This is a genomic window from Persicitalea jodogahamensis (assembly GCF_014651615.1).
Taxonomy (GTDB): Bacteria; Bacteroidota; Bacteroidia; order Cytophagales; family Spirosomataceae; genus Persicitalea; species Persicitalea jodogahamensis.
The window spans coordinates 16,074-42,300 of record NZ_BMXF01000002.1 but is presented as its reverse complement, the minus strand read 5'-3'; the positions used below and the strand labels follow the sequence as shown (position 1 = coordinate 42,300).

Sequence of the window (26,227 nt, the reverse complement as noted above, 5' to 3'; positions counted from 1 at the left end):
TCCGCCGCGTGGTGGGGTTAAAAATTTAATCAAAATCAAACCAAATGAATCATTCTTTCTCGAGGCTGCACGGGATAAAGGCCGTTATTCTTTCGCTCTTCCTAACCCTCCTCTTCACAAAACCGGCTCTTGCTGCTCCCGCCGACTCGACAAAAGTCGTCCTCACCGAAGGCACCAACATGGCCGTGGCCCTTTCGCCTGATAAAAAAAGCCTTGCTCTCGACCTACAAGGCACGATCTGGACAATTCCTGTGGCCGGAGGGAAAGCCAAACAGCTCACCGACGCCATGGGCGACTGCCGCCAGCCTGACTGGTCGCCCGACGGCGAGCGGGTAGTTTTCCACTCCTACCGCGACGGCAACTACCATATCTGGTCGGTCAGGAAAGACGGTACCGACTTGAAACAGATGACCTTCGGGGCCTTCGACGACCGCGAGCCGCATTGGGCACCGGGCGGGAAAACCATCGTGTTTTCCTCTGACCGCGCGGGCAACTACGATATTTGGGAAATGGAGGTAGCTACCGGGAAACTCACCCAACTCACCACCGACCCCGGCAACGACTACTACCCGGCCTACTCGGCCGATGGGGCTAAAATCGCTTACGTGTCGGAGCGTAACGCCGCACCCGGAATTTATCTATTGGACGCCGCGCGAAAGGAAAGCCTGCTGGTTAACAGCAAGGAGAAACTTTCCTCGCCCTTCTGGCATCCTGATGGCCAATCCATTGCCTTCAACAGTTTCATTCAGGGAGTGAGTCAATTAGAATATGTGAAAGTAGGTGGCGGCGACTGGCAGACGCTCTCTGAAACTACTGAGGATGTGTTTCCCTTCAAGGTGAGCTGGCTCTCGCCGACGGAAATGATTTACATGGCCGACGGAAAAATTAAACGCCGCAAGCTGGGTGAGAAAACGACTACCTCTATCCCATTCAACGCTACGGTGACTGTTTTTCATCCCAACTACCAGCGGAAGGTCTACAATTTTGATAAAGGCCAACCCAAACCCGTCAAAGGATTGCGGGGCATCACGGTTTCGCCCGATGGCAAGCGCATTGCCTTCTCGGCGTTGGGGAACCTCTGGATTTTGGAAAAAGGAAAAGCCAAACCTACGCCGCTGATTCAGGATGGGTTTGTGTACGCCGACCCAGCCTGGTCGCCCGATGGTCGATTATTAGCCTACACCTGCGACCGGCAGGGAACGATGGACCTTTGGCTGCGCGATCTGAAAACGGGTAAAGACCGCCTTTTGGTCGAAGCGTCTGAAGATCTCAACTTTCCGTCCTGGTCACCGGATGGCAAGCATGTCGCCTACTACCAGGGTGACATCCGCAATGCTTGGGGTCGGGGTACATTGAGCATGGTGGATATTGGTGAGGGCGAAGTCGAGAAACTCCACGAATCCATCTTTGTCCCAAGCCAGCCGAGTTGGTCGCCCGACGGCAAGACCATCGCCATTTCCGAATTGCAGGTAGCTTCCTCGCGCTTCCGCGAAGGGATTAACAAGATTTTGCTAATTTCTCTGGATAAAAAGCCCGACCGCTATGTGTCGCCCACGCCGATGCGATCGCTGGGAACGCGTGGTAAAAACGGCCCACTCTGGTCACCCGATGGCAGCCAGATGGCCTACGTGCAGGACGGCTTTCTGTGGACTTTGCCCGTCGATCCCACGGGCGAACCCACCGGTCCGCCCCGCCGCCTCACCAACAGCCTGGCCGACTCGCCCACCTGGACGGGTGACTCCGGGAGCATCGTTTATCTCGCCACGGATTCTTTACGGCAGGTATTTCTTTCGGATGGGCATATCGAGAAAATTCCGCTGGATTTTAGCTGGGAATACAACCAGCCCACCGGCCTGAAAGTAATCCACGCAGGCAAGCTTTTCAACGGGAAAGACAACAGCTACCAAACCAATGTGGATATCGTCATAGAAAACAACCGCATTAAGGAAATCGCCCCCCACAAAGAAGGACGGAAGGGAGAATTGATCGACGCTTCCAGCCAAACGGTAATGCCCGGCTTGTTCGAGATGCACACCCACCAAAGTGAGATGGTAGGCGAGAAACTGGGTCGCCTGTGGCTTTCGTTCGGCATCACTTCCCTGCGCGAAACGGGCTCTGACCCCTACGATGCGCTCGAACGCAAAGAATCCTGGGACAGCGGTACCCTGCCCGGCCCGCGCGGATTTTTTACAGGGTACCTTACCGATGGCGCCCGGATTTACTACGGCCTGGCCAATAGCATCGGCTCGGGTGCTCAGCTTGACCTGGAACTCGACCGCGCCGTGCGGCTCAACTACGACCTGCTGAAAACCTACGTAAGAATGCCCGACTATTTGCAGGAACGCGCCACCAACTATGTCCATAAATACGGTATTCCGGTATCGTCGCACGAGATATATCCGGCCACGCACTACGGTGTGGACGCCGTGGAACATATCGGCGGCACGAGTCGGCGCGGGTATTCGCCCAAGATTACGGTCACGAACAACAGCTACCAGGACGTGATCGCGATCATCACCCAATCGGGCATGAATATCACACCGACGGCTTCGTTGCAGGGTGGCTTTTACACCATGGCCTCCAAAAACCCCAACTCCTACTACGACAATCCGCAGTTCAAGGCCTTTTATACCGAAGATTACATCGACAACATCAAGAAAAGCGCCGTCACCGTCACCAAAATGTTTCCCGGCTACCTTACCAACTTTGGCCGAATTCAGACTACCGTCAAGAAACTCCTGGCCGCCGGAGCGCACGTCACGGCGGGCACCGACAGCCCCTTCATTCCGTATGGTATCAGTCTGCACTCGGAACTCCAATGTTGGGTGGATGGCGGCGTGACACCTTTCGAAGCATTGCGTTCGGCAACCTTATGGTCCGCCGAAGCCGTGGGAGTCAGCAAGGACCTCGGATCGGTGGAGCCGGGCAAAATCGCCGATTTGGTCATCGTGAACGGCGATCCGCTCAAAACCATCCAAGATGCCTGGAACGTGGAGAAGGTGTTAAAAAACGGAAACGTGTTTTCGATCGGGGAATTGCTGAAAAGCCCGAAACTATGATTGAGACAGGGGGTTAATTAAGCTTATCGATTGAAATTACTATTGACATACCCCTAATTTAAGGTTTACCCAAAATCTTAAATTAGGGGTATCTTCGTACAAAGGAATCCTGCCAACGCTATCTACAATATTGATCAAAATATTTCATGCAACTACCAACACTTCGCCTCATAATTCTGGCCCTTTTCTTCCTGCCAAACCATAAGGCCAACGCCCAAACCGCCCAAACCAAAACCATCCCCGTCACCCTCACCGAAGGCACCAACCTCGCTACCGCTCTGTCGCCGGACAAAAGTACCCTCGTCCTCGACCTGCAAGGTACTTTATGGCTACTACCCGTTGAAGGAGGCGAAGCCCGCGCCATTACCGACGCGCTCGGCGACTGCCGACAGCCCGTGTGGTCACCGGACGGGCGGCGCATCGCGTTCCAGTCCTATCGTGACGGAAATTTCCATATCTGGAGCGTCGGCAAAGACGGCAGCGATTTGCGGCAGCTCACCTTCGGTATCTACCACGACCGCGAACCGGACTGGTCACCGGATGGGCAACGGATCGCCTTCTCCTCCGACCGCAGCGGTAATTACGATGTGTGGGAGATGGAACTGGCAACCGGAAAACTCACCCAGCGCACCACCAACCCCGCCAGCGATTATTTCCCGGCCTACGCGCCTGATGGTTCGAAACTCGCTTTCGTGTCGGAACGTAAAGCCGGGTCGGGCCTCTACGCCCTGGACGCTGACGGAAAAGAGCAATTGATTGTCGCGTGTAAGGAGAAACTGTTTTCTCCGGTCTGGCATCCTGATGGCAATCGGCTGGTAGTAAACAGCCAGGCGCCGGGACAGAGTAGCCTGGAATTGGTAAATATTGGTGGAGAAGTCGGGGGTACTTTATCGAAAGCGGACGAAGATGTTTTCCCTTTCAAACTAAGCTGGCTATCGGCCCAGGAATATATCTATACTTCCGATGGACAAATCAAGCGGGGAAAGCTGGGAGAAAAAGGCGTAGATGTTATTCCCTTCCGGGCTACGGTAACGCTGAAACGAGCGATTTATCCATCTAAAATCCGGGATTTCGACGCCAAAACCGAGCGCCCGGTGCAGGGCATCCGCAGCCCGGTCGTATCACCCGATGGCCAGCAAATCGCCTTCACCGCACTAAGCGATCTCTGGATTTGCACCAAAGGACAGCCTAAACCCCAAGCCATAACCAACGACGCTTTCCTGGAAGTCGACCCGGTGTGGTCGCCCGATGGGAAGAAGCTCGCCTATACCAGCGATCGCAACGGCAACATGGATTTGTGGGTGATGGATTTGGTAACTAAAAAAGAAAGTTGCGTGTACCGGGCAACGGAAACGCTGATGTACCCGAGTTGGTCGCCCGATGGCAAACAACTGGCCTTTTTTGAAGCCGATCCCAAAGCGTACAGCCGCAGTAGATTGTCCGTTTTAGATTTCGAATCGGGCCAGGCCGAGCCTTTGTACGGGTCATTGTTCGCCGCTTCACAGCCAAGTTGGTCGCCGGATGGCAAGTACCTCTACATATCCGCGGTGGACTCTTATTCTGACCGTTTCCGGGAAGGCCTAAACAAGATACTGGTCGTTCCGGTGGATAAGTCCCCTTCCCGTTTCCTCTCGCCCGTGGCGGGGCGGACGCTGGGAACACGGGGCAAAAACGGACCGCTCGTCTCGCCCGATGGCACCAAAATCGCTTACGTACTGGACAATTTACTGTGGACCATTGATATTGATCAAAGCGGAAACTTCCTGACCCCGCCGCGTTGCCTGACTACCGAATTGGCCGAGTCCCCCAGTTGGACGGGCGACTCGCAAAGCCTGGTGTATCTGGCCACGGATGAATTAAAACAGGTTTTCCTGACCGACGGCCACACCGAAACAATCGACCTGAATTTCACCTGGAAAATCAAACAACCCACGGGTCAGCTGGTGATTCATGCCGGAAAAATATTCGATGGTCGTTCGGAAAAGTACCTGGAAAATCAGGATATCGTCATCGAAGGCAACCGAATCAAACAGATTGTGCCGCACCAAAACGGTCGCAGCGGTCGCGTCATCGATGCTTCGAAGCAAGTGGTACTTCCCGGCCTTTTTGAGATGCATACCCATCAAAACGCCCAATTGGGTGAACCCTCTGGGCGGCTGTGGCTGTCGTATGGTATCACGTCCATTCGCGAACCCGGAACCGATCCCTACGACGCCCTCGAACGTAAGGAGGCCTGGGCGAGCGGAGCCCGGCTAGGCCCGCGCACCTTCTTTACGGGTGGCCACATGGAAGGGCCGAGGGTCTATTACAACCGCAATACCAGCAATGTGGGCGGAGCGCAGTTGGAACTGGAATTGAACCGCGCGGATAAGTTAGGCTACGACATGATCAAAACGTACGTGGGCCTGCCGGACATCCTGCAAAAGCGCGTCACGGAGTTCGCCCACGCGCACGGTATTCCTGTATCATCCCACGAAATTTATCCAGCGGCGGGCTATGGGGTGGACGCCGTGGAGCACATGGGCGCCACGAGCCGTCGGGGCTATTCACCCAAACTCACCGCCCTTGACCACAGCTATCAGGATGTCATTCAGTTGATTGCCAAGTCGGGCATGTACATTACCCCCACGGCGTCGCTGCATGGCGGGTTATTTTCGCTGATAACTACCGATTCCAGCTTTTTCGACCATTGGCAGTTCAGCGCTTTTTATCCGGAAAAACTCCGGGCCGATTTGAAAGCTACCGCCGTCCGCCGTACCTCCGGGCCGGAAACCTATTCCAACGTAGAAAAAACGCTCGTGGCTTTGATGCGGGCGGGGGCGCGAATGACGCCAGGCACCGACTCGCCTATCACACCGCCGGGGCTGAGCTACCACGCCGAATTGCAGAGCTGGGTAGCTGCCGGGCTTTCGCCCTTCGAAACCTTACGCTCGGCCACGAGTTGGGCCGCCGAAGAGGTAGGCGTCGGAAAGGATGTGGGGACAGTGGAAGCGGGCAAACTGGCCGACCTGGTCATCGTGGACGGTGATCCGTTGCAACACATCCAGGATATGCTCAATGTAAAAACAGTGATCCGGAACGGGGAAGTACTGGATAGAGAAAGCCTTACGAAGCCCAACCGATAGATCCCAAACAGACGTACTTTTGAATGCGCGAAGGCCAGCCGGAAATTTTCGGCTGGCCTTCGTATTTATTGTACAATATCAATGTAGAATTCCACAAATATCTATTAATTAAATTTTTTTGAATTAAAACTTATCAATCTATTATATTAGCAAATCTAAATATCAACTTATTTAATTTTGTAGATATAAATCTACTCAATAAAAAATACGGTTTTCAACTATGTTCTCAGATAAGGATTTATTTAAGCACATTAGTCAGGACGACCCAAACGCTTTTGGAATAATATTCCATCGCTATCGCGGGACATTAGCCAAAGTGCTGGCGCGTTATTCCGATGACTCCGAGCAAGTGAAAGACTGGATGCAGGAGATATACTTGAAGCTTTGGGAAAACCGCCGATCGATGACGATGGAAAAGGTTGAGAACCCCAAAGCGTATTTTATAACCTCAGCCCGGAACCACGTGATCCGGGAATTGAGCAAAAAAAAGCAAATTCATTTCGCCACGGTCGAAGCGAATAAGCTACCGGAGGTGGCTGATCATAACCTGGAAGAAGGAATAAATCACCGGGAACTGTGGCACGCCTACAAAGTAGCATTAGGGAAAATGCCCGCCCGCACCCAGGAAACATTTTTTCTAAACCGCGAAGGAGGCTTAAGCTACGGTGAAGTCGCGAATCGCCTTGGCGTCTCGGTCAAAACGGTCGAATCGCAGGTGGGGCGCGCCCTGTGCATTCTCCGGCAGGAGCTTGTTTGCTACGTTTGAAGCCTTGTAACTACCTCCCCATTCTTAATCGCGTCTGCGCCGCTCCGGCCTTTCCGTCCAGCAGCTGTACCCGCACGGCCCTTTCTTTAAAAAGTTTCCGGTCGATGGCCAGCATGATCGTGTGGACGCCCTTCGGCAGGTTAGCTACCAATCCCTCGTCGGCCCAAAGAACAGGCTTCTGGTCAGCCCAGGCGGTCACGCCAGCGCTGCTGTTAAGCCCCAGCGATACATTGCCCGGCGTTAGAACTTCCACTTCAAATCGTGCCACGCTATAATGCTTCTGCCCCGCTTCAATAACGGGTAGTTCGTCTAACGGAAGTCCCCCGGAAACCTGGCTGTAAACAGGTTGAAAAGTAGTACTGGCCGTAGTTTTTGTAAGCGCTGCCAAACCCTCTCTGCCCATTTTTTTGGCCAAATCCGTTGAACCAGAAGCTGTTTCCCAGCGGCGTACAAAACGCTTGTTGGGAACACGAAAATCGCCCGATTGGCCCAATTTGGAAAGAAAACCTACCAGATTGTCGAACTCTTCTTTTTCCAGGCTGGCCGTCAGTCCGGCGGGCATGAGCGAGCCGGGAATTTTCTCGATGGTTTGAATCTGGCTTTTGGGAATAGAAACTTCCAGGCCTGTCACGTCGCGCATGACGATTTCGGTGTTGCCATTGCTAACCAGATAACCCATTACTTCGCTGCTGTCCTTCCTGGCAAAACGCTGCAGCTCGTATCCTTCCTTGATCGAAGCCGTGGGATACAAAATAGAGCGGACGATCGTCTCGACGGGTGAGCTGGTACCCAAACTACTCAGGTCAGGGCCGATCAGCCCGCCCGCGCCACCAATGGCGTGGCAGGTACCGCAGCTGGATTTCCGGTAAATCGCCTCGCCCGCTTCGGGATCGGAGGAGCGCTTGATTTCCCGGGCCACGGCGATGATTTCCAGGTCGGTGAGTTGCTGCGGCATCCTTTCGGGAGGTAGTTTGCCGCCCGATGCCTCCAAAGCCTGTTTGAGCAGCTTTATATCTTCGTCATTTTGACGATTGGAGGGTAGTTGCGTCTGCACCAGCTGCCGACCGACCAAGGCGCGGTCTTCGGGAATTTTTTTGTTTAAAATCGTCTCCGCCAGCGAAGTCCTGGCCTCTTTGTTTTTCAGGAAAGCCGTGAGAAGCTCTGAAACGTCAGTCTCTTTCGGGAGCGTCCGCAAAAGATCAGCCCCAATGCGAGCCGCTTCGGCGGGATTCAAAGGTACCAGCCGGGCGGCAGCCAAAAGCCGTAAGTCCGCCTTATTCTGACCAGAGGCCAGCTCGGCAAAAATCTTTTCAGCGGCCTGTTTATCCTGCGCGGCCAGAGCGGTGAGGGCCGCTTCCTGCCGGGCTTTGTCGCCATTTTTCGCCAGATCAACCAGACGGTTCTGCATCCCGGAAAGCTGCCAGAAGCCCATGAGCCGGATGGCGCTGGTGGCTACGGCGTCATCGGCATTTTCAACAAGAGTACTCAGCCGGTTCAAATCGCCCGCTGGCTTAACCTGCCGCTGGCGGGCGGCGTCTTCCAGAGCGGCAAGCTGCGCTGCTATCCGTTGATTATTCCTGGCTATAAGCGCAGCATTAAAGACCGTACTCAAATCCGCCGAAGTACCATAGCGGGCCAGAGAACCGAGTACATCCGTATGGTAGGCTTCGGGAATTTGATTTTTTTCATAAAGCTGCACCAGTTGCGCTATGGCATCCCGGTTGCTGACTGATTTCAGGGCATAAACCGTCTTCAAAGGCGCACCGAAAAAGTCCGGTTCCATTTTTAGCCGTTTGGTCCAGAGCGGTTCCAGGTCGCGGGTAGTTTGCCAAAGGGCGAAGTCCAGAAACTCATCCATCGGCTGTTCCAGCGCGGTCAGTGCCGTGCGGGCGGCCTCGGCGGTATTCAGTTTTCGCAGGGCGATCACCGCCTCCAACCGCACCTGCGGGTGAGGGTCTTTGACGGCTTTCTCCAAAACCGCCGGAAGGTTGCTGATTTCATCCGACCAGAGCTGTAAAGCCCGCAACGCCGCCGCCCGCGCGTGCGGATTTTGGGCGTTAGTAAGCTGCAAAAAAAGCGACTCGTTGACCACGTTCAACGTCTGGTGGAGCCAAAGGGCTTCCAACAGCTGGTGTTCGTAGTCGGGACCGTTTTTGTCAAGATTGGCAATCCACTTTTTCAGGGCGGGAAGCACCTCGCCGCCACCCCGCATCTTCAAAGTCTGCTTGGCCTGAAGTCGTGTCCATTCTTCAGGTAGTTTGAGAGCGTCGAGGAGTTCGGCCGTGGCTGCATTGGTCAGGTTCGGCTTTTTGACCAAAGGCCGATCTTTGGCCGTGATGCGCCAGATGCGGCCGTGTTCGTGGTCGCGGCGCGGGTCATAAAAATCCACCTCACCGTGCTGAATAATGGGATTGTACCAGTCGGCGACGTAAATCGCGCCATCCGGTCCGACGTTGATGTCCACTGGCCGGAAAGCCACGTCGTCAGTCCAGAGCAAATCCTCGACCTGCCTCGAAGCGTAGCCGCTCCCTTGTTCCGTGAGTTGAAAACGGTTGATGCGGTTAGCCCGGAAGTCGTTGGTAATCAAACTACCCTGCCAGGATTCGGGCAGGTGTCGCCCCGAAACTACCTCCAGCCCGCTATGTTTGGGTTGACCCGGATTCAGACCCCGGACGATGCGCTCGGCCCCCGGCGCGGTCACGAAGGTAGCACCCGGAAAGGCGTAGTTGATTCCCTCGCCACCGGCTCCGTCGGTCATGAAAGACTGCCCCCAACGGTCAAACTGCAAACCCCAGGGATTGATGAGGCCCCGCGCGTAGACGTCAAGTTCAAGGCTTTCGGTGCGGAGCCGCCACGCGCCGCCGCCTTCCAGCCGCTTGACGCCGGAGGGCGTTTCGACGTGACTGTAAATGTAAATTGCCTGATTAAAATACATCGAACCCTCCGGCCCCCAGCGAAAGGTATGAATGAGGTGGTGGGTATCGGCCACGCCGAAGCCCGTCAGGATGCGGCGCTTTTTATCCGCCTTCCCGTCCCCATCGGTATCCATAAAGTGTAGGATTTCGGTGGAGTTAGCGACGTATACCCCACCGTCGCCCGGTAGAATTCCCGTGGGCGTCATCAGGCCTTCGGCAAAAATGGTGGATTTATCAGCCTTGCCGTCGCCATCGGTATCTTCCAGTACATAAATCTTGTCGTTGGCTTCCTCACCCGTCTTGACGTGCGGATAGGCCGTGCTGCTGATCACCCACAGCCGTCCGTCGGCGTCCCAGTTCATCTGCACGGGATTGATGAGCATCGGCTCGGCCGCAAAGAGCGTTACTTCAAACCCGTCCTGGATTTTGAACGAGGCCAGTTCATCCGCGGGATTGTCGCCGGGGCCAAAGTCAGGGATTGCCGGCATGACCAAGGCCATGAGGAGCAGTACTAAGGGGAGAAGAATAATTTTACGCATTTGTATCGAACTATTTTTCATTGTTATTTCAGGGGAGTAAGCTCGTAGGTTTGTGGCGTCGGCATCCGATGAAGCGAAATTTGCCCTTCCAGCCAGGTGACGATCAGCCCCAGCTCTTTCAGACCTTCGGCGTGGCGTCCCTGTTCGTAGGAACGAAACCCTACTATGTACGTGCGGTTGTGGGGACGATACTGGTGGAAAAATATTTCGTTCTTCTTCCGAATCAGATCGCGCAACTGGTTGGCCTGTGTAAACGACGGCCCCTGGGTAATGTTCACGCCCTTAGCCCATTGGCTAGCCGATGCCACCGCAACCAAAGTACCCTCAGCGGTGAGGGTGTAGTAGCCTTTCTTCAACCCCGCAATGCGGAGTGCCTGGGCTAATTCAACGGTACTTTCTTTTGGGATAGGTAAGGGTAGGTACTTTTCATCCAGCGTGAATTTCAACGTATCCGTCTTTTGTTTGGCCGACCGTATTTTGGCGTTGGGCGAGGAGGTACTTCGTTGGGCATAATCAATCGCAACTACCTCATTTCGGGCCGGCCATCCTAACCCCTTTTCCAACGCCATCGCCAAGTGGTAGTATCCGGCTTCGTTCAGGTGAATGTCATTGTCAGTGATAGCCCCTTTGGATTTAGCTTCCTGCATCGGATTAAAAATATCCACGTATCGCGCGTCGCGCGCCGCCGCCGTACTCGCAATGACCGTGGCGTAGCGTTGCAGATTTGCATTGCGCGGTGCGGCGTCGATGGATGAAAGTACCGGAATGGGCGACAGCAGCACCGCTTTCGCGCTCAGTTCTTCGATTTTGTCCAGTAGTTTATTTAATCCGTCGGTAAAGCGAGACACACCCGCTTCGCCCTCCTGAGCCTCTACCCCGCCGTAAGCCACAAAAACTACCGTCGGCTTAGCTTCCGTGATTTGCTTCATCAGTAGTTCATAAGGCGTAGGCGGATTGGTGAAGTAACTACGGGCATCACCAAAAACATTATCGCCCGACCAGCCAATATTTCGGAACGTGACGTTACGGTCAGGAAAACGGGTGGTCAAAGCCAGTTCGAGATAGCCGTGCAGTACATCGTTTTCAAGCAGGGAATTGCCCAGGAAAACTACCCGGTCACCGTCTTGGAGGATAAGGGGCTGGGCCGTGGTTTTGGAAGTAATTGAGGTGGTAGTTTGGGCTACTGAAAATGTACCCAGCATCATCAGGAAAACCCAAATTCCGTATCGCCAAGCAACCCGTTTTCTGTTCATGTATTTTTTCAGGAATGGAAAGAATACTGACAAAAGACAGGGAGGGACGGAATATTTGGTTTTTGGGGAAATTTAATTGCGGGGAGGGGGGGGGGAGACTACGGCTAAGTGGGATGATAACTTTTAAAATTGAAAATGCTACAGCCAAAGTTTAGTAAAAGCAGAGCTGCTTGGCGCATAGCAGAAGACCTCCATCTAATCAGTTACTTGTCTGACTGTCTTTACCCCCTCTTAAACATGGTTCGTTGTCCGTCTGAGACGAGCAGCGGTTAATACGGCTCAAGAAAGGCTATCACTTACAAAGTCGAAAATAGGCTCATTAGTCCTCTAGATCAACCAACCTAATACGCCAAATGATAAAGGTTCAAGCGTGAGGAATACCACGAATAATAGCGATCAATTGCCAATTTGGATGTGGCTGTTGGCCTCCATAGTGAGGCGTCCTCCAACTTCGTAGGCAACCTGTTTAGCGTGGGCAGTGAAGTTGCCGGGGAGCGCTACGACATGCCTTATGACTACAAGGTCGGTACTGCCCGGCACCTGCCCGCAAAGCCACACGGTGGGATCGTTCCAGTTGCCGGCCTTGATAGTGACGGGCAAGCAGTTGCCAGGCGTTTGAGACCAGGGATTGAAAAGTACTTTGTCAGAAACCCTGTTTCCAGTACCCGATGGATTGAGCGTAGGATGGTTGGGTCCGGTGGGCGTACCCCAGTAACAGTTGCGGGCATCGACGGTGTCGGTTGCGACATTACTAATGTTGTTGATTCCGAAGTCGGTATTTCCGTAGATCCCACAATTGGAAAATGTGGGATGTCCGTGATAAATTTGAATTCCTCCCTTTTTGTTATTGACAAAGTTGGATGTCGTAATTACCGGACTACCGTCACCTTCGTAGTCGTATACGAACCCAAGACCTGTAGAATTGGAGACGTTTAAATTGGAGAAGGAAACAGTAGGAGCTGTAGCGTGGATTCCCGTCTGAATTGAGTTGCGCACAGTCGAATTCTTAAAAGTGCACGCCCCACCGATATAGATGGCGGCATTACCGGGATCAAAATGCGGATTCGGATCGGGAAAGCCCATTTGATCCACAGAGATGTACTCCAGCATCGAGGCCGTATTTCCCGAGTCAATAAAAATTCTCCAACTTGAGCGGAAATTAGAATAACGGGTAGAAAGTCTAGTAGCACCTCTGAAATGGATTGAATCGGTGGCGGTACCCCGTGCAAGTAGTGTGCCGTAAACCCGTAACGAAGCAACTTCATCAGATTGAGACTCAATGCTTACTCCCGGTTCAATGGTTAGGATTATACCTTGGGGAATTTCAATATTCCCAAATATTTCGTAGTAAGCATTGGGGCCACGGGAGGGCCAAGTGGAATTTTTTAAGATTTTACCCATTCGGATAGTGAGCCTAGAAACCTCCGAGATTTCCCCCCAGCCATTCGGCGAAACCGAAACGTCGATGGAGTTGCCCAAAAACCTATTGTTCTGGATGTGAACGTCATTGATGAAATGCGGCAGATTGTAGCCGTCGCCGTCCTCTTGTATAAAGATCCCTGTCACTGTGGAGTTGCTTACGGTCGAGTTTTTGATGGTACACGCAGAGCCAACATATATAGAGGCAAGTTCCGGAGTCGACGAAAACGGTACTGGGAGCCCCATCCGGTCCATCGAGACGTAATCTAACACCGAGGTAGAAAGATAATATAGCAAGATTCCTCCACCAAAGGTGAAATAGGATGTGGATACACCACGGAAGTAAATTGAGTCGGTAGCCGTACCCTGAGCCAGTAATACACCATCTATCTGCAAGCGAGAGGCGTTGGGAAATTCAATGACCACCCCTGGATCTATCTTCAAAGTTTGTCCCGCACGTACGGCTGTATTTCCCGTAAGTACGTATGGACTGTTTGCCTTCGTCCAAGTGCCTGAAACATCGCCGCTGACATTAGTCTGCCCAAAGCTACTGGCGTAGAAGAAGATACAACTGAGTAATAAGAGTAAAGATTTCAAGGTTATTGGCGGTTAAGGTTTGAATGAAAATTATCTTTCGCGTTCAGGGGATAGCAGTTGTTTTTCCAAATGTTTTCCCTTCAAGGACTTCCGCACATGGCTCCGCCGCCGCCGCGCGATGGGTAGCACCAGACCATTGCATAGCACCACCTCTTCCTTATCGAATTCTGTAATAGCCGCTTTATTCACAAGAGCCGAGCGACTCACTCGCAGGAAGTTAGCTTCGCCCAGGCGTTCGTGTAGTATTCGCATCGTAATGGAAAGTGTCAGCATGGGGCGCCGCGCAAAATGTACATGGGTGTAGTTGCGGTCGCCTTCGCAGAACACGATCTCGGTGGGAGGAACGCTGGTGTACGCCCCGATGTGGATGCTTGGTTCCTGGGAAATGGGTGGGTAGTTCATACGGTTGAGGGTTGGAAGTTGGGGTAGAAAATGTCGGAGCGATTAGTTACCGAGTTGGATTTGGCTGTTGGCCTCCATAGTGAGGCTTCCGCCAGCCTCATAGGCAATTTGATTAGCGTGAGCGGCGAAGCTTCCAGATATAACAACCGCATGGCGGATTACCACCAGGTCTGCACCGCCCGGTACCTGGCCACAGAGCCACACCGTGGGATCATCCCAGTTACCGGATTTGACGGTGAAGGGGATGCAGTTGGCTGATACATACAGGGTGTAGAGCTCATTCACGTAATTATTGGTTTGGCTCACTTTTACGTAATACGTGCCTGGTGCCAAAGTCAGGTTATTGATGGAGACAGTCTGATTGGCGCTACCCGTTGCCACACCCACCTGCTGCTGGGAGCCGTTGTAGATTGTAATTCTCGGATTCAGGGAAGTGGGCGGCGTGGGGATAGTGACGTTGAGCGTAGCCTGGAAAGCCAGCGTGAACTTGAAGTAATCCACGTCTTCGCCTTCGTTTAGGGCTGCTTGGATGGGGTGGCCTAAGGGGATGTCCTTGGCATCGGCGAAGGTGTTGTTGCACTCGTAAATGTCTAATTCATTGGCTGTCACCTTTAAATTAAAAAGTGCAACACTCTTGTCACCCCCGGAATATGAATACACGGCTATATAGTAGACACCCGGCTCGCACACCAGTTTGTCCAAGTATACGTTTTTGCCATAGCTCGCGCTTTCGACTGACAACTCCTGATTGGCAGAGTTGTACAATTTCAGCCTGATTGACAGTGTACCGGGTATGTTCTCCGCCGCCAAATTGAGAACGCAGGACTTGGCGATGTTTATCTTGAAGTAGTCTATGTCCCCCTCGTCGTTCAGCGCGAGCTGGATCGGAACCCCGGCCTGAATCGGCTTGGCGTCCGTGAAGGAATTGTTGCATTCGTAGATGTCCGACTCGTCTATGGTCGCCCTGAGGTTGAAGAGTGTGGGGCTTTTGTCGCCACCAGAATAGGAGTACACGGCTATGTAGTAGACGCCCGGTTGGCACACCAGTTGGTCCAAGTACACATTTTGGCCGTAACCCTGACTCTCGACTTCAAGTGACTGATTGGCGGAGTTGTAAACTCTCAGCCTGAGTGACAGGGCGTTTGGGATGTTCTCCGCCGCCAAATTGAGAACGCAGGGCTTGGCGATGTTTATCTTGAAGTAGTCTATGTCGCCTTCGTCATTCAGCGCGATCTGGATCGGAACCCCGGCCTGAATCGGCTTGGCATCCGTGAAGGAGTTGTTGCATTCGTAGATATCCGACTCGTCTATGGTCGCCCTGAGGTTGAAGAGTGTGGGGCTTTTGTCGCCACCGGAATAGGAATAGACGGCTATATAATAAACGCCCGGCTGGCACACCAGTTGATCTATGTACACATTTTCGCCATAGCCCTCACTATCGACTGTTAACTGCTGATTGGCAGAGTTATACATTTTCAATCTGAGTGACAAGGCATTAGGTATGTTCTCCGCCGCCACGTTAATGACACAGGGCTTAGTGATGTTTATCTTGAAGTAGTCTATATCTCCCCCAACGCTAATGGCAGTCTGCATCACAACCCCATCCTGAATCAAATTAGCCTGCACAAAACTGTCATTCGGCTCGGTTTCGATGGTTTGGGCGTAGCTAGTAGTCACCGTGAACAGTAAGAAGAGAAGAAGATAGCCGTTTTTCATAAAGGGAATGTCATCTTGTACACATCTCCTAAAAAACACCAATCCTCTCCACAGAAAAAACCGCCACTTTCCCAACCCCGATAATCCCTTTCCGAAATTCGGCAATGCCTTTCCAAAGGCCACCGGGGTACCTGGGCGGAAGTGGCTTTATCGTTGCTTGATAACTATCTCTTTGAACAAAGTTTATTTTTCCCTACGTTTGGAGGGCAGATTTGATCCACAACTCACTCCTCCTCATGCGCTTGCCTCTCTCCTTGAAATTCCTGCTGGGAATTGGCCTGATCTTCCTGGCCATGGAGCACAGTGCGGCTCAGGAGCCAGACTATCAGCCCCTGCAACCCGATAAGGTCGAATGGGCAGAGCAGGTAGGTCGCCACGCCAAGGTCCGGAAAGACAGCAACCTGCTGGCTGAGTACCACTACCTCTACGGAAAAATTTACGACGCATCCGGCAATTTCCTGATGGCTAAGCGCCACTTTTTGCACTCGCTTCGCATTCAGGAAGCTCGGGGACATACATTTGCAATCGTAAGACTGTATTTCCGTCTCTCCACTGCTGAGAAGCTTCAACTTCATCAAATAGAAGCCTTGCGGTATGCACGGCTTGGGCTACGCATTGCTGAGCGGAGTAAAAGTGATGAATCACTCTACTTAGCTTATGGTCAAATGGTCGCAATATATTCCAATTACGATCATATTCATGGGAATAAAACTCTGCCAATTAGTACTCGAGAAGCCAATTCTGACAGTTTGGTGAAATATCTGAATAAGGTTGAACCGGTTGCCCGTCGACTCGGAAAACCGTCTGAAATTATGGGATTGGATTCAAGATTAGGGGAAGAAATGCTTAGAAGTCGAAATAGGGAAGCTATCACCTATTTCAAAGAAGCATTAGATATTAGTATGCAACTAGCGAAACCGTATGATCAGGTAAATAAACTACTGAATTTGTCTAACGCCTACATCGTTTTTGGCCAGCCAAAAGAAGCCTACGGATTTTTGCAGCGGGCAAAAACAATTTACAATACGCTCTACCAAGACAGCCGGGTTATTGCGTTAGGATTTGAAGATACCTATGCAAATTATTACGAGGCCGTTGGCAATTGGAAGGCGGCCTTGGAGCATACAAAAAAACGACACGAACTGGAAAAACGGGATTACATCGCCGATCACGAGGGAGCCGTCACCCGCCTTGGAATGGAGTTTGAAAGTGAGAAAAAGGAAGCCCTGCTTGAAAGCCAGCGCAAGGAATTAGCCCTAAAAAGCGAGAACATCAAAACGCAGCGGTGGCTGTTGGTTGCAGTGTCAGCACTGCTGCTGCTGGCGGTGAGCGGCGTCGCCGTGTATTACCGACTCTTCCGCCAGAAGGCCCGTATTGGTCGCCAGAACGCAGAGTTGGTGCAGGAGCAGAACCACCGCGTCAAGAACAATCTGCAGGTAGTATCGGGCCTGCTGCAATTGCAGGCCAACCGCCTGAGCGACACGGCAGCCATTGCGGCTTTGGAAGACACGCAGTTGCGACTGAAAGTGATGGCAGCCTTGCAAAAGAAACTCTACGAAAACGATCGGTTGACGCCCATCAAAGCGGCGGATTTCATTCAGGAACTGGTCGATATGGCCCTATTGTCTTTTGGTTGCACTCCTATTGTTCCACACTACGAAATCCCGGAGACGATCGAACTCCCGCTCGACTACGCTCTGCCCGTGGGGTTGATCGTCAACGAACTCACTACCAATGCCTGCAAGTACGCCTTCGCCGACCATCCCGATCCCAGGCTGACGGTCAGGATGTGGCGGCAGGACAATGATCTGCATCTGCAATTGGCTGACAATGGCAGTGGATTTAAACCGCCCTCGCCAACAAATGGGGTCAGACAATCGCTGGGCATGAAGATCATCGATTTGCAGGTAAAGCAACTGAAAGGTAAATCCAGCTTCGATATCACGGAAGGCACCACGTTCCGCATGCATTTCAGGGGTTAGCATCCCATCCATTTTTCTATTTCCTCACCACCCTCTTTTCACCATGGATCCGCTCAAAGTTCTCATCATCGAAGACGACCTGATCGAAGCTGCCGATATGCAGGAAAGTCTGGAAAGCGAAGGCCGCTTCGTCACGACCATCGCCAGCAATACGCAGGAAGTCAAGCGAGCCTTAAAGCAACAGATTCCCGACTTAGCCCTGGTGGACATACGGCTGGAAGGTTCGATGCACAACGGAATTGAAATCGTGGAAGAACTGCTCAGTGTCCATTCGCTCCCCATCGTTTACCTTACTTCCAGTACCGAAAAACCTTATGTGGAAGCAGCGCGGAGAACGCAGCCCGCCGCCTTCATGTTCAAGCCTTTCCGCAGCAATGAACTGGCCATTCAGTTGGAGTTGGCCTACCTCAACCGGGGCATCCAACCCGATTTCCTGGCCTCCGAAAGTTTATTTTTACCAACCGACCAAGGCAGGGGCCACGTTAGGATTATGAAAAAGGAGGTGGTCTATATGTTAGCAGGTGGATCTTACGTAGAGGTATATATTCGAAAAGGAACGAGCATCGTCAAGACTACCTTTTCAATGAATCTGGGCCACCTCGACCAGTATTTCCCATCTTACCAATTCTACCGCATATCGCGCTCGCTGATTGTCAACCTCGATTTCGTCGAGCGGGTGGAGAGAAATTGCCTTTTCATGACTGCTGTATCGAAACCGATTCCTTATCCCGAGTCGAAACATCGCGACTTATTACAGAAATTGGCCGTAGTCAGGACACCTTAGTTATGGGTGCGATGAAGTCTTCGGCGGTTGGCTTTTTAAATGATATCTTCGACTCCGCTCAGACTGACATTGTGCATTGTCAGTCTGAGCGGAGTCGAAGACAGGCCATACAGAGAAAAGCCGTAACTTTCCCCCTCCAAACCTCCAAAAACTCATGAAAAAATTCTTCCTCTGGACGGGTGGCCTCGTTGGTCTGCTGGCTGTGGGCTACCTGGTAGGTCCTGATGTCCCCGACGCCAATCTCGATCCCGCCCTGCCTGCCGTCACCCAAAACCTGACCGAACTCGAAGCCGAGATCACCCGCTCCGAAACGGCCGTCCCCAATCTAAAAAAAGACAATGAGGCCCGTATTGTGTGGGCAGATACTGCTAAACAGAAAACGCCGTACAGCATTGTATATATTCATGGCTTCGGTGCGAGCCAGGCTGAGGGTGACCCCGTTCACCGTGAACTGGCCAAGCGCTATGGAGCCAACCTGTACCTGGCGCGGCTGCACGACGCGGGCATCAACGATCCCGACGCCTTCGACGACCTCACGCCTGAGAATTTTCTGGCTGGGGCCAAACGTGCCCTCGCCATCGGGGAGGCCATCGGCGACAGCGTGATCGTGATGGGTACTTCAGCGGGCGGCTTGCTGACAGTCTACCTGGCTGCCACCCACCCCGAAATCAAGGGCATCGTGCTGTATTCGCCCTGCATGGCCGTGGCTAACCCGGCTATGAAACTGGCTACCCGTCCCTGGGGGCAACAGATTCTGAATACCGCCGTGGGCAAACACCGCGTGAACGATGACACCTCTGAACGCAGCAACTATTGGTTGAAAAGTTATCATTCGAATGGCTTGATGACTTTGCAGCAAACCATCGATGCCGTGGCGCGACCCGAGGTATACGAAAAAGTGACGGTGCCCGCTTTCGTCGGCTACTACTACAAAAACGAGGAGGAGCAAGATCAGGTAGTTTCGGTGGCGGCAATCAAAGACATGTTCCCTCAACTCGGCACACCCGATGCGCTGAAAGTCGAGCGCGCATTTCCCAACAGCGGCGACCACGTGATTGCCTCGCATTTTACGTCGAATGATGTTGCTGGTGTGCAGAAAGCAACGGAAGATTTCTTTGAAAAAATTCTAAAAATGAAGCCCGGGGAAGTAGGCCGATGAACCTTTCTGAGTAGTTCATTTCCCTGGATTACCCTCATGACCGCATCAACCTAATATAGACCACAACTACCCCATCATGATCGGTGGCGGACCATTTAAAGGCAAACGCACCTTGATGATGTTGCAGGCCAATCCGAAAAAGTTGATCATTGAAAATGATTCCAATGAAAAAGTACCTCCGGAAGCTTACCTATGGGTTGAGCCTAATAAGTCTGCTGGGAGACTGTGCAAAGAGCGTCAATCCGTCCGGGAAGGGTACTCTGCGGGTAATGACCTACAACATCCACCACGCCAACCCACCTTCTGAATCAGTAAAGATCGACGTGGAAGCTGTCGCGCGGGTCATCAATCAACAAAAACCGGATCTGGTGGCTTTGCAGGAAGTGGACATCCATACCGAACGCTCCGGAAAAAATCTGGATCAGGCTCGCGAACTGGCCCGACTGACGGGCATGAAGTCGTTTTTTATGAAGGCGCTGGACTATCAAGGCGGCGAATACGGCATTGCGGTGCTTTCGCGGTACCCCATCGTGGATTCAGCGGGGTACTTGCTGCCGCGTGATCCCGCAATAGGAGGTGAAGATCGGGCTGTAGCTTCGGTTACTGTGCAGTTGCCTACTAATAAAAAGATTATCTTCGCAAGCACCCACCTGGATTTGAAAGAAGCCAACCGCCTGTCGCAGGCTAGAGCGCTGATTGAGCATTTTCAGGATTCCAGCCTACCCATGATCCTGAGCGGAGATTTCAACGCCCTGGCGGGTAGTCCCGTAATCGAGCTGTTTGATCAATACTTTATGCGGACCTGTCGCGACGACTGCGCGCCTACGATTCCGGTGAAAAATCCGAACCGCACCATCGACTTCATCATGTACAAGCCCAGGACAGGTTTAAAGGTACTTTCTACGCGGGTCATTGATGAGCAGTATGCCTCGGATCACTTGCCGGTGGTGGCGGAACTGGAAGTTAGGTGAAAACTTTCTGAAAGACTGCCCTACTGCATTCAACTATTGAGAAAAGGATGAGTCAATATTTATGAGAACTACCCTATTGGGAGCGCAAACCTCGCTTCAGTCCTCCCCCACCCAATTTGTGGAGATGCTGCGGCACGGCAGTATGTCGGTGGAGTGGTACGCACCCGAAGTTGTGGATTTGCAACAGCCGCACGAACAGGATGAACTTTATGTAGTAGTGCGTGGTACGGGAATGTTCAGGAACGGCAACACCACTCATCCGTTCGGGCCAGGCGACGTCCTATTCGTGCCGGCAGGCGTGGAGCACCGTTTTTTCGATTTTACGGCCGACTTTGGTACCTGGGTGATTTTTTATGGCACAAAAGGGAGCGAAATTCAATAGCGAATTTTTTCCGGCCTAATTTGTTTCGTAACCGTAGCAAGCATGTCGACTTCGCAAGGAAGCGACGTACTTTTGCGTTAGCTTGAAACAATTCCCTGCCGCATGACTAAAATTACCGCCGCCCTTGGCGCGGCTTTTCTACTCCTCAGCCACCTTACTTCGGCACAAGTCCAGCGCCACGCCACCTGGACACACTCTTTCTCCAAAAAAGAAGTGAAAGTCGGCGAAACGGTCGACCTCGTTTTTAAGGCCACCATCGATCCGGGCTGGTATATGTACTCCAATGATTTCGACGCCGATCTGGGACCGATGCTGACGGAGATTGCGCTGACACCCAATGCCTCGTTCGAGAAAGTAGGCAAGCTAAAACCTATCAAACCAAAGAAAAAATTCGAGGAAGTGTGGCAGGGTGATGTGACCTACTTCGAAGCAAAAGCCGAGTTTCATCAAACGGTGAGGATTTTAAAAGAAAATCCAACGATCAAAGCCGCCGCCACTTACCAGACTTGCTCCAACGTGACGGGTTTGTGCGTATTGGGCAATAACGATTTCACCTTCACAGGTTTAAAAGTGGCTCCGGCAGCAGAGAAAGAGCAGTCAAAAGAGCAAGCGTCAACTACCACCAATCCGGCAGAAACCGCCACTTCGCCGGCTACTGATGAAACCTTTACAGAAGCTGTGCAGGAATCGCTCATTGACTCGACCATCCATTCCGATACTTCGTCCGGTACAGGCGTTGCAGCGGCAAAGCCCGCGCTTTATGCCGGAGAGGAAGCGTCCTCAACGGGTGACGGCTCGCCGGGCGACGCCTCGCCGGGCGACGGCTCGCTTTGGGCATTCGCCGTGGCCGCTTTTCTGGCGGGTTTGGTGGCCTTGCTGACGCCCTGCGTTTTTCCCATCATCCCGATGACGGTCAGTTTTTTTACCAAGCAAAAAAACGGCAAATCAAAGGCGTTGATTTACGGGCTTTCCATTATCCTGATCTATACACTTATTGGCACAATTGTGTCGCGGCTCAACGGTCCGGCTTTTGCCAATTTCGTGAGCACCCACTGGCTACCGAACCTGCTGTTTTTCGCGATCTTCTTTTTGTTCGGGCTATCATTTTTGGGCTTATTCGAGATCGTGCTACCGAGTTCGTTTGTCAATAAGATGGACGAAAAAGCGGACCAGGGTGGAATGCTGGGCGTGTTCTTCATGGCTTTTACGCTGGTGCTTGTATCGTTTTCCTGCACCGGGCCTATCGTAGGTAGTTTGCTGGTAGCCTCAGCGGGTGGCGAAGTCGTGAAGCCCATCGTGGGCATGGTGGCGTTTTCGTCGGCCTTTGCCATTCCGTTCACGCTGTTCGCGCTGTTTCCGCAGTGGCTCAAAAGTCTGCCCAAATCCGGCGGTTGGCTCAATACGGTAAAGGTAGTTTTGGGTTTCCTTGAACTCGCCCTTGCGCTCAAATTCCTCAGCATTGCCGATCAGGTGTATCACTGGCGACTGCTGGACCGGGAAATTTATCTGGCATTCTGGATTGTGATATTCGCCATGCTGGGAGCTTATTTATTGGGCAAAATTCGCACGCCGCACGATTCCCCTACCGAAATTGTGAGCGTGCCGCGAATTCTGCTTTCCATCGTGACCTTCGCCTTCGTGGTATATATGATCCCAGGCATGTGGGGTGCACCGCTGAAAGCCCTGGCGGGTTATCTGCCACCACAATCTACCCACGACTTCGATCTCAGTCGGCAACAGTCGGCAGTCGGCCCCGCGTCCACGCTGACCGAAGTACCCAAGTACGCCGACCTCTTCGACCTGCCGCACGATCTGGAAGGTTTTTTCGACTACGAGCAGGCGCTGGCTTATTCCAAAAAAGTAAATAAGCCCGTTTTCATCGACTTCACGGGCCACGGCTGCGTCAACTGCCGCGAAATGGAAGCCCGTGTGTGGTCCGATCCGGCAGTGCTGCAACGACTACGCGAGGATTACGTGATCGTCGCGCTATACGTGGACGATAAGACCGAACTACCCGAAGACCAATGGTACACCTCGCCCTACGACCAGCGCGTGAAAAAAACCATCGGTGCCCAGAATGCCGATCTGCAAATCAGAAAATACAATAACAACGCCCAGCCGCACTACTGCCTCGTGGACAGCGAGGGCAACTTGCTCGTTGCCCCGATCAACTACGACCTGAACCCCGAACATTTTGCGGCGTTTTTGGATAGCGGCAAAGGAAAGATATAGCGGTTCTCTATCGTCCAAAAAACAATGGGACTAGATTTGGGTATAGTGAATACTATCAAATCATTGCCGCTCACCAAAGTCTGTTACCCAAACCCCATCACCCGAAAATGAAACACCTCTCCGTCCTCCTATACGCCGGACCGCTCTTTTTCATCCTGAGCATAGCCGAAGGACTGGCGCAAACCAAAGAAAAAGTCAAGGCCACCGACCTTACCCGCATCGCGACGGTGGGCACCATCGCTATTTCGCCATCGGGCAAGCAGGCGGTCTATACCCTGAATACCACGGAAGCCGTGCCGGATACGAAGTTTGAGTACGAGTACCGGACACACCTGTATCTGGTCGATCTTGAAAACAAGAAAGAACCACAGGCCCTTACTTATGGTGCCGAGAGCGCCAGTCAACCCGCGTGGTCGCCGGATGGAAGCAAGATTGCTTTCGTCAGGAAAGCCAAGGACAAAAATCAGATTTTCGTGCTACCGCTCAGCGGCGGTGAAGCCTGGCAACTGACCAGGCTCGACTACGGAGCGGGTAGTCCGCGCTGGTCGCCGGACGGGAAAACGATCTTGTTTTCGGCCGGACTTTCGATGTCCGAAATGATGAAAGATTCCATCATCAACCCCAAAAAAGAACTACCCGCCTGGTCGCTGGAAAAGCCGGGTTTCGACGATAACAGCTTTGTAAAGCCAGCCAGAGATATCAAGCCAAACCCGGACGGGTCGCTGGCCGAAATTCGTGCTTTTTTGCAAAAAGATACGGAAGACAAGAAGGCCAAAGTCATCAACCGTCTGAATTTCCAGGCGGAGTCCACCACCCAGCCGGAGCTTTCGTTTGGTCAACTTTACACCATTGAAGCGAAGCAGGACGCCACGCCCAAGCCACTTACCCGCGGCTACTATAACTACGGACAAGCCGAATGGACGCCGGATGGACGCATTGTCCTCGTCACTCAGGGCGACAGCCTGGCGCATCCTGACCGCTCGCTGCGCAGCCGTATCGTACGGCTCAATGCCGATGGCAGCGGCTGGTTTACGCTTCTGACCGACCCAACGCGAACGTTCAGTCAGCCTGGCTTTTCGCCCGATGGCAAGTACCTGGCCTTCGTAACCTCGCTGGCGCCCATTCGTCCCGCCCTGCTGGATCAGGGTCACGTGGGCGTGGTAAATATGGAAGATTTGAAGAAGCCGATTATTTCCGACTTCGACCGTTCCGCGGGAAACTTGACTTGGGCGAAAGATAGTAAAGCCCTCTACTTCTCAGCGTCGGCCAACGGCGGCGCTCCCGCTTACCGCATGCCGATGTCCACGGGCAAGGTAGAACGACTGACGGATTTTTTGTTCGGGATTACAGATTTTGCGGTTTCGGGCAAGGAGGTACTTTACGCCAAAACGGAAGTCGCTAATCCGTCGGAATTGTACCGTGCCGATTTGTCTTTCAAAAAGGAAGAGCAGATCAGCCATCACAATACTGATTGGGTGAAAACCCGCGCCCTCAGCTACCCCGAGAAACGGACGCTCACTAACTCCGAGGGCCAGACCATCGACTACTGGATCATGAAACCGACTTTCATGCAATCGGGCAAAAAGTACCCCCTGCTGCTGGAAATGCACGGTGGGCCAACGGCGATGTGGGGGCCGGGCGAGCCGTCGATGTGGCACGAATTCCAGTTTTTCTGTTCGCAGGGATACGGAATCGTGTACGCCAATCCGCGCGGCTCGGGTGGTTATGGGGTAGATTTCATGAAAGCCAACTACCGTGACTGGGGCACTGGCCCCGCTGAGGACGTGCTGGCTGCCGCTACCGAAGCAGCCAAAGAAGCCTGGGTAGATACGTCGCGCCAGGTCATCACGGGAGGCTCCTACGCGGGTTACCTCACAGCCTGGATCGTGGGTCATGATAACCGTTTCAAAGCGGCCTTCGCTCAGCGTGGTGTGTATGAACTAACTACCTTCATTGGCGAGGGCAACGCCTGGCGGCTGGTGCCGGGGTACTTTGGAGGCTACCCCTGGGAAGAAGAAGCGGCGGCGTCCATGCGGGCAAATTCTCCCCAGACGTTTGTAAAAAATATCAACACGCCCCTGCTCATCAAACACGGCGAAAACGACCTGCGCACGGGCGTCATCCAGAGCGAACTACTTTACAAGAGCCTGAAAATACTGGGTAAAGACGTAGAATACGTCCGAATGCCCGGCGCAACCCACGAACTCAGCCGGAGCGGCAACACCCGCCAGCGTATCGACCGCATTCTCAGAATTTACGAGTTTTTTGAGCGGTATGTGGGAAATTGATTGTGAATGAGTCATTGGTTGGATGAGTAAGCATTTTTGCACGATTCCACCCTACTCCACTATCCCGGGTTCAGTTATTTTTTGGGATGCTGGCTTAATTTTTTTACGAAAGGCAGATTCCCAAACGATATGACGCAACGCTAACCGCCCTCTATTCACTAATTCAAAACTCACTCATTCAAAATTGACAAATGGAAAAGCAAAAAATAGTAGCAGCTTGTAAGAAAAATCTTAACGACAAACTTGACACTGCGCAAGACGATATGCGGCGGCTGCGTGAGGCGGCGGGCCGAAATGCGGATGACAACCAGGCTGAAACCTACGAATCGAACCAACAGGAAATGCTCAATGAAATGCGGGATATGCAGGATCACTTCGATTTTCTGGAAGAATCTGCTGCCTTGTTCAACCGCGTCGATTTCAGCTCGGATTACGATCAGGTTAAGTCTGGCGCCCTCGTTGTGACCGACAAGCTGACATTCCTGGTGGGCATCAGCGGTGATTTCGATTACGACGGCAAGACTATCAAAGGCATTTCCACCTCAGCCCCGATTTACGATGCCATGAAAGATAAAAAAGCGGGTGATGAAGTTAAAGTCAACGGCAATACGTTCAAAATAAAGGAAGTGGCCTGATAG

At 52.6% G+C, this 26,227-nt stretch carries 17 protein-coding genes; 11 read left to right on the top strand and 6 right to left on the bottom strand.

Annotated elements, in window-relative coordinates; genetic code table 11:
- The first annotated feature begins 44 nt into the window (after positions 1-44).
- The 3 genes from IE117_RS10310 to IE117_RS10300 all read left to right on the top strand — a co-directional run bounded on the left by IE117_RS10310 (position 45) and on the right by IE117_RS10300 (position 6,950).
- A complete protein-coding gene (locus tag IE117_RS10310) occupies positions 45-3,059 on the top strand; it encodes an amidohydrolase family protein (protein WP_189564348.1) in 3,015 nt (1,004 codons plus the stop codon).
- Between the two features lie 146 nt (positions 3,060-3,205).
- On the top strand, positions 3,206-6,184 hold the full coding sequence (locus tag IE117_RS10305; RefSeq protein WP_189564347.1) for an amidohydrolase family protein: 2,979 nt from the start codon (positions 3,206-3,208) through the stop codon (positions 6,182-6,184).
- Between the two features lie 220 nt (positions 6,185-6,404).
- Positions 6,405-6,950: an RNA polymerase sigma factor gene (locus IE117_RS10300; protein WP_189564346.1), complete on the top strand. Its 546-nt coding sequence runs from the start codon at positions 6,405-6,407 to the stop codon at positions 6,948-6,950.
- Between the two features lie 10 nt (positions 6,951-6,960).
- Here the strand turns inward: IE117_RS10300 and IE117_RS10295 are convergent, their stop codons facing one another.
- The 6 genes from IE117_RS10295 to IE117_RS10270 all read right to left on the bottom strand — a co-directional run bounded on the left by IE117_RS10295 (position 6,961) and on the right by IE117_RS10270 (position 16,306).
- Positions 6,961-10,404, bottom strand: a complete 3,444-nt coding sequence (locus IE117_RS10295; RefSeq protein ID WP_189564345.1) for a PVC-type heme-binding CxxCH protein — start codon at positions 10,402-10,404, stop codon at positions 6,961-6,963.
- A 23-nt stretch (positions 10,405-10,427) separates the two neighbouring features.
- Positions 10,428-11,657: a GDSL-type esterase/lipase family protein gene (locus tag IE117_RS10290; protein WP_189564344.1), complete on the bottom strand. Its 1,230-nt coding sequence runs from the start codon at positions 11,655-11,657 to the stop codon at positions 10,428-10,430.
- Positions 11,658-12,053: 396 nt separating this feature from the next.
- A complete protein-coding gene (locus IE117_RS10285; protein ID WP_189564343.1) occupies positions 12,054-13,673 on the bottom strand; it encodes a right-handed parallel beta-helix repeat-containing protein in 1,620 nt (539 codons plus the stop codon).
- 30 nt (positions 13,674-13,703) lie between these two features.
- Complete coding sequence (locus IE117_RS10280) at positions 13,704-14,075, bottom strand: LytR/AlgR family response regulator transcription factor (protein ID WP_189564342.1); 372 nt, start codon at positions 14,073-14,075, stop codon at positions 13,704-13,706.
- Between the two features lie 42 nt (positions 14,076-14,117).
- Positions 14,118-15,791 (bottom strand): pre-peptidase C-terminal domain-containing protein, encoded by a 1,674-nt coding sequence (locus IE117_RS10275; RefSeq protein ID WP_189564341.1) that lies wholly within the window; start codon positions 15,789-15,791, stop codon positions 14,118-14,120.
- 224 nt (positions 15,792-16,015) lie between these two features.
- The gene (locus IE117_RS10270; RefSeq protein ID WP_189564340.1) at positions 16,016-16,306 is read right to left on the bottom strand and encodes a hypothetical protein; all 291 of its coding nucleotides are present in this window, start codon (positions 16,304-16,306) and stop codon (positions 16,016-16,018) included.
- A 387-nt stretch (positions 16,307-16,693) separates the two neighbouring features.
- On the opposite strand from IE117_RS10270, the gene IE117_RS10265 reads away from it, so the two are divergent.
- The 8 genes from IE117_RS10265 to IE117_RS10230 all read left to right on the top strand — a co-directional run bounded on the left by IE117_RS10265 (position 16,694) and on the right by IE117_RS10230 (position 26,224).
- Positions 16,694-17,773 (top strand): sensor histidine kinase, encoded by a 1,080-nt coding sequence (locus tag IE117_RS10265; protein WP_189564339.1) that lies wholly within the window; start codon positions 16,694-16,696, stop codon positions 17,771-17,773.
- A gap of 43 nt (positions 17,774-17,816) precedes the next feature.
- Entirely contained in the window at positions 17,817-18,557 is a 741-nt protein-coding gene (locus IE117_RS10260) for a response regulator transcription factor (protein WP_189564338.1), read from the top strand.
- 154 nt (positions 18,558-18,711) lie between these two features.
- Positions 18,712-19,716 (top strand): alpha/beta hydrolase, encoded by a 1,005-nt coding sequence (locus IE117_RS10255; protein ID WP_189564337.1) that lies wholly within the window; start codon positions 18,712-18,714, stop codon positions 19,714-19,716.
- Between the two features lie 164 nt (positions 19,717-19,880).
- Complete coding sequence (locus IE117_RS10250; RefSeq protein WP_189564336.1) at positions 19,881-20,687, top strand: endonuclease/exonuclease/phosphatase family protein; 807 nt, start codon at positions 19,881-19,883, stop codon at positions 20,685-20,687.
- 61 nt (positions 20,688-20,748) lie between these two features.
- On the top strand, positions 20,749-21,069 hold the full coding sequence (locus tag IE117_RS10245; protein WP_189564335.1) for a cupin domain-containing protein: 321 nt from the start codon (positions 20,749-20,751) through the stop codon (positions 21,067-21,069).
- A 102-nt stretch (positions 21,070-21,171) separates the two neighbouring features.
- Positions 21,172-23,301: a protein-disulfide reductase DsbD family protein gene (locus tag IE117_RS10240; RefSeq protein WP_189564334.1), complete on the top strand. Its 2,130-nt coding sequence runs from the start codon at positions 21,172-21,174 to the stop codon at positions 23,299-23,301.
- 107 nt (positions 23,302-23,408) lie between these two features.
- A complete protein-coding gene (locus IE117_RS10235) occupies positions 23,409-25,589 on the top strand; it encodes a S9 family peptidase (RefSeq protein WP_189564333.1) in 2,181 nt (726 codons plus the stop codon).
- 191 nt (positions 25,590-25,780) lie between these two features.
- Positions 25,781-26,224: a hypothetical protein gene (locus IE117_RS10230; RefSeq protein WP_189564332.1), complete on the top strand. Its 444-nt coding sequence runs from the start codon at positions 25,781-25,783 to the stop codon at positions 26,222-26,224.
- Positions 26,225-26,227 lie beyond the last annotated feature (3 nt).